At 74.8% G+C, this 905-nt stretch carries 1 protein-coding gene; it reads right to left on the reverse strand.

Features of this window, described 5'->3' with window-relative positions; translation table 11 throughout:
• On the reverse strand, nt 1–865 hold an 865-nt coding region (locus tag E1182_RS30670), incomplete at its 3' end, for an A/G-specific adenine glycosylase (RefSeq protein ID WP_132271211.1).
• Nucleotides 866–905 lie beyond the last annotated feature (40 nt).

Below are 905 nucleotides of genomic sequence, written 5' to 3' on the forward strand. Positions count from 1 at the left end.
GCCGGAACGCGTCCTCCCCGACCGGCTCGACCAGACCGTCCGTCACCAGCCCGGCCAGCGCCCGGGACCGCTGCACGTCGTCGTGCCAGACCTGGTCGAGTCGTTGGTGCGGGACCGGGCCGGTGGCGTCGCGCAGCACCCCGAGGAGCAGCCCACGGACCTGCCGATCGGTGCCGGCGTACCGCTGGGGGCGCCGGGTGGGTCCGGCGGGTGCGGCCCGGCCGGAAGCCCGCCAGGCGCAGACCGACTCGACGGGGCACGCCGGGCAACGGGGCGAGCGGGCGGTGCAGACCAGCGCGCCGAGTTCCATGAACGCGGCGCTGGCCAGAGCGGCGGCGGCCGGCTCGACCGGTAGCAGTTCCTCGCAGGCAACCAGATCCGACGGGCGGGTGGTCGGCCCGGCGTCCGGCTGGCCGGCGATGGCCCGGGAGACCACCCGGCGGACGTTGGTGTCCACCACCGGGTGTCGTTGCCCGTACGCGAACGCGGCGACGGCCCGCGCGGTGTACGTGCCGACGCCGGGCAGCGCCAACAGCTGGTCCAGCTTTTCCGGCACCTCGCCGCCGTGCCGTTGCACGATCGCCACCGCGCAGTCGCGTAGCCGCACCGCCCGACGGGGATAGCCCAGCCGTCCCCACATCCGGATCGCCTCGGCGGGAGTGTCGGCGGCCAGCGCGGCCGGAGTCGGCCAGCGCCGCAGCCAGGCGTGCCAGGCGGGCAGCACCCGGACCACCGGGGTCTGCTGAAGCATGACCTCGCTGACCAGGATGGGCCACGCCCCCACCCCGGGCACCCGCCAGGGCAGGTCGCGGGCGTTCTGTTCGTACCACCGGGTGATCCGGGTGGCGAAGGCCGGTTCGTTCATCGCGCCGACGATGATGTCATGCGATGTCTTCCCGCAGGAT

The organism is Micromonospora sp. KC721 (genome assembly GCF_004348355.1).
Classification (GTDB): domain Bacteria; phylum Actinomycetota; class Actinomycetes; order Mycobacteriales; family Micromonosporaceae; genus Micromonospora.